At 70.1% G+C, this 3,995-nt stretch carries 4 protein-coding genes and 1 pseudogene; 3 read left to right on the top strand and 2 right to left on the bottom strand.

Annotated elements, in window-relative coordinates; all coding sequences use genetic code 11:
- Both JMF86_RS14530 and JMF86_RS14525 read right to left on the bottom strand, forming a co-directional pair.
- A pseudogene (locus JMF86_RS14530) lies at nt 1-382 on the bottom strand (DUF3108 domain-containing protein); the annotation flags it as partial.
- 108 nt (nt 383-490) lie between these two features.
- Entirely contained in the window at nt 491-1,357 is an 867-nt protein-coding gene (locus JMF86_RS14525; protein WP_011546324.1) for an IclR family transcriptional regulator, read from the bottom strand.
- Nucleotides 1,358-1,486: 129 nt separating this feature from the next.
- On the opposite strand from JMF86_RS14525, the gene JMF86_RS14520 reads away from it, so the two are divergent.
- The 3 genes from JMF86_RS14520 to JMF86_RS14510 form a co-directional block, all read left to right on the top strand.
- Nucleotides 1,487-2,479: a fumarylacetoacetate hydrolase family protein gene (locus JMF86_RS14520; RefSeq protein ID WP_201317027.1), complete on the top strand. Its 993-nt coding sequence runs from the start codon at nt 1,487-1,489 to the stop codon at nt 2,477-2,479.
- A gap of 130 nt (nt 2,480-2,609) precedes the next feature.
- Entirely contained in the window at nt 2,610-3,437 is an 828-nt protein-coding gene (locus JMF86_RS14515; protein WP_011546322.1) for an enoyl-CoA hydratase/isomerase family protein, read from the top strand.
- Nucleotides 3,438-3,518: 81 nt separating this feature from the next.
- The coding region (locus JMF86_RS14510; RefSeq protein WP_374039658.1) for a PhaM family polyhydroxyalkanoate granule multifunctional regulatory protein at nt 3,519-3,995 on the top strand (477 nt) is incomplete at its 3' end.

Below are 3,995 nucleotides of genomic sequence, written 5' to 3'. Positions count from 1 at the left end.
AAGCCCCCGGTGTGCCGCTCGCAGCGGACGCGGCCGCCGCCGGCGGTTCGCCGTGCTCGGCCGTCTGCGTCGACGTGAGGACCGGCTCGTGCGACTGCGCGGGTTTCGGCGGGGCGGCCTTGGGCGCGGCCGGTGCGGCCGGACGTTCGACCGGCTTCGGCGCCGGCGGGGCCGGCTGGCGCTCGATCGGCTGCGGTTTCAGCAACTCGATCTGCACGGGGATGTCGGCGGGCGGCGGCGGCGTGAACGATTCGCGATTGCGCATCAGCCAGAACCCGGCGAGCGCATGCAGCACCAGCACGGCGACGAGCGCGACGCCCACGCGCAGCCAGCGGCGGGGCTGGGCGTGAGTCGGGCGAAGGTCGGCAGGCTGCATGGGCATCGAACAGGGTCGGGGCGCGTGGGTGACGTCGGGCGCGCGGCGCGCGCCACAGGAATCGGACCGTCGGATGCGCTGCGCGTTCGCGATGCGTGACGTGAACCGGACGCGTCAGGCGTCGCGTGCGTCGGGACTATAGCCGAGTTCGTAAGACAGTTTCTGCGCGCAGGCGCGCAGCGCGGTGTCGATCTCGCCGCCCCACGCGATGTCGAACGAGCCTTCCTGGCCGAGCGCGACGATCGCGAGCGCGAGTTCGCCGACCGCGTCGAACACCGGCATGCAGAACGCGTGGATCGTCGGCAGCAGCATCCCCTCGACGCGCGCGGCCTGGTGCCGGCGCACGTCGGCGAGCACCGCATCGACTTCGTCGAGCGTGCGCGGGCCGCCGTGGTGCGGCGAGCGGCGCGTATCGGCGAGTTCGCGCTCGAGCATCGCGGCGGTCTTGCTGCGCGGCAGGTACGCGGCGAACAGCAGGCCCGTCGCGGAACCGAGCAGCGGCATCACGTCGCCGAGCTTCAGCGACGCCTTCGCCGGATGGCTCGACTCCATCCAGTGCACGATCGTCGGCCCCTGGTTGCCCCACACCGCGATGCCGACCGTCTGGTCGAGGCGATCGCGGAATTCGGTCAGCGCGATCCGCGCGAGCTTCACGCCGTCGACGCGCGCGAGCCGCGCGAGGCCCATCTGCAGCGCGAAGCCGCCGAGCTCGTAGCGGCCCGAGACGGGGTCCTGCGACACGACGCCGAGCCGCGAGAAGCTGACCAGGTAGCGATGCGCCTTCGCCGGGCTCATGCCCGCGCGCTGCGCGAGATCGCGCAGCATCATCGCGCGCGGCTCGCTCGTCAGCACGTCGAGCAGGCGGAAGCCGACCTCGATCGACTGGATGCCGGAACGGACCTTCTCGCCGTGTTCGCCGGAAGCAGCGTCGTCGGTATCGGAGTCGGCGAGATCGTCGTCGGGAAGCGGGCTGGCGGGCATGGGCAACGGGTGCGCGAAAATGCGACAGGAAACGGGGCGAAAACGGCGTGTGCGATCGTGGCGCGCCGCATGGATTCACCATCGTAAAATAGATTCCCTCCATCGTCACTACAACGGCAGATCCTCCCTATGAAACTTGCTTCGCTGAAGGACGGCACGCGCGACGGCCAGCTGATCGTCGTGTCGCGCGACCTGCACACCGCGGCGATTGCCGATGCGATCGCGCCGACGCTGCAGCGCGTCCTCGACGACTGGGCGTTCTACGCGCCGCAACTGCGCGACCTGTACGACGCGCTGAACCACGGGCGCGCGCGCAACGCGTTCGCGTTCGATCCGGCCAACTGCATGGCGCCGCTGCCGCGCGCGTTCCAGTGGGCCGACGGCTCCGCGTACGTGAACCACGTCGAGCTCGTGCGCCGTGCGCGCGGCGCTGAGATGCCGCCCGAGTTCTGGACCGATCCGCTGATGTACCAGGGCGGCAGCGACGATTTCCTGGGGCCGCGCGACGACGTCGTGTGCCCGTCCGAGGAATGGGGCATCGATTTCGAGGCGGAGGTCGCGGTGATCACCGGCGACGTGCCGATGAGCGTGTCGCCCGACGACGCGCTGAAGGCCGTGCGGCTCGTCACGCTCGTGAACGACGTATCGCTGCGCAACCTGATTCCGGCCGAACTCGCGAAGGGCTTCGGCTTCTTCCAGAGCAAGCCGGCCACCGCGTTCGCACCGGTCGCCGTCACGCCCGACGAGCTTGGCGACGAATGGCGCGAAGGCCGCGTGCACCGCCCGATGATCGTCCACTGGAACGGCAAGAAGGTCGGCCAGCCCGACGCCGGCACCGACATGGTGTTTCACTTCGGCCAGTTGATCGCGCACGCGGCGAAGACGCGCAACCTGCGTGCCGGCTCGATCGTCGGCTCGGGTACGGTGTCGAACAAGGACGCGAAGCGCGGCTACTGCTGCATCGCCGAGAAGCGCTGCCTCGAGACGATCGAGCACGGCGCGCCGCAGACCGAATTCATGCGCTACGGCGATATGGTGCGCATCGAGATGTTCGATGCGGCCGGCAAGTCGATCTTCGGCGCGATCGAGCAGTCGGTTTCCCCGCCCGACGGCGCGGCATAAGCGGCGCGGTACGCAACGCGCCGGCGACACCCGGCTTCGACCCGCGCGCCGGGTTTCGCCCGATGTTTGACCGCGCGGGCTTGGCTACACTCGATTCAAGCGTTCGAGCGCCTCGAACAAGGAGCAGCAGATGGCCGATCTTGCCGCGTACGGCGGTTACGAAGCACTGAAGGTGACGCGCCGCGACCATGGCGTGCTCGACATCGTGATGAGCGGCGAGGGCGCGAACCGCAGCGGCCTCGCGACCGCGAACGCGCGCATGCATCGCGAGCTCGCCGACATCTGGCGCGACGTCGATCGCGATCCCGACACGCGCGTCGCGGTGATCCGCGGCGAAGGCAAGGGCTTTTCGGCGGGCGGCGATCTCGCGCTCGTCGAGGAGATGGCGAACGATTTCGACGTGCGCGCCCGCGTGTGGCGCGAGGCGCGTGACCTCGTCTACAACGTGATCAACTGCAGCAAGCCGATCGTGTCGGCGATGCACGGCCCGGCCGTCGGCGCGGGGCTCGTCGCCGGGCTGCTCGCCGACATCTCGATCGCCGCGAAGGATGCGCGCATCATCGACGGCCATACGCGGCTCGGCGTCGCGGCCGGCGACCACGCGGCGATCGTGTGGCCGCTCCTGTGCGGGATGGCGAAGGCGAAGTACTACCTGATGCTGTGCGAGCCCGTGAGCGGCGAGGAGGCCGAGCGGATCGGGCTGGTCTCGCTCGCGGTCGAGCCGGCCGACCTGCTGCCGAAGGCATACGAAGTGGCCGAGCGGCTCGCGCACGGTTCGCAGTCGGCGATCCGCTGGACCAAGTACGCGCTGAACAACTGGCTGCGCATGGCCGGCCCGACCTTCGATACGTCGCTCGCGCTCGAATTCATGGGTTTTTCGGGGCCCGACGTGCAGGAAGGCATCCGTTCGCTGCGCGAGCGGCGCCCGCCCGCGTTCCCCGGCGACGCGCCGTTCTGACGTGCGCGCTATGATCGAACCACGCGCGGCTGCGCGACGCACGGCGGCCGCCTCGCTCCCCCAGTCAACCAGGATGCCCGTATGACGACCGATGCCTCCGGCGCCAACCCTTTCGCCGGCTTTGCCGGGTTCCAGCCCGCCGACATGATGGACCGGATGTGGGACATGATGCGGATGTCGCCGTTCGGCGGGATGGCGCCGTTTCCGGGCGCCACGCACGGGCTGCCGCCGTCGCTGTCGAGCATGTCCGACATGATGTCGCCGCTCACGAACGTCGAGGAGCTCGACAAGCGGATCACCGATCTGCGCGCGGTCGAGCAATGGCTGAAGCTCAATCTCGGGATGCTGCAGTCCGCGATCCAGGCGCTCGAGGTGCAGCGCGCGACGCTCGCGACGCTGCGTGCATTCGGCGCGTTCGCGCAAAGCTCGATGTCGGCGGCCGAGGAAGCGGCCGTGGCCGCCGCGCAGGCCGCGAAACCCGCGTCGGCGGGCGAGGCCGCACCCGATGCCGCGGCGTCCGCGGCGGATGCGCCGGCGGGCGACCCCGCGCAGCAGTTC

It is taken from the genome of Burkholderia sp. E168m15, assembly GCF_016586105.1.
Taxonomy (GTDB): domain Bacteria; phylum Pseudomonadota; class Gammaproteobacteria; order Burkholderiales; family Burkholderiaceae; genus Burkholderia; species Burkholderia orbicola.
The sequence above is the reverse complement of the archived record's forward strand: the minus strand, read 5'-3'. Positions and strand labels throughout refer to the sequence as shown.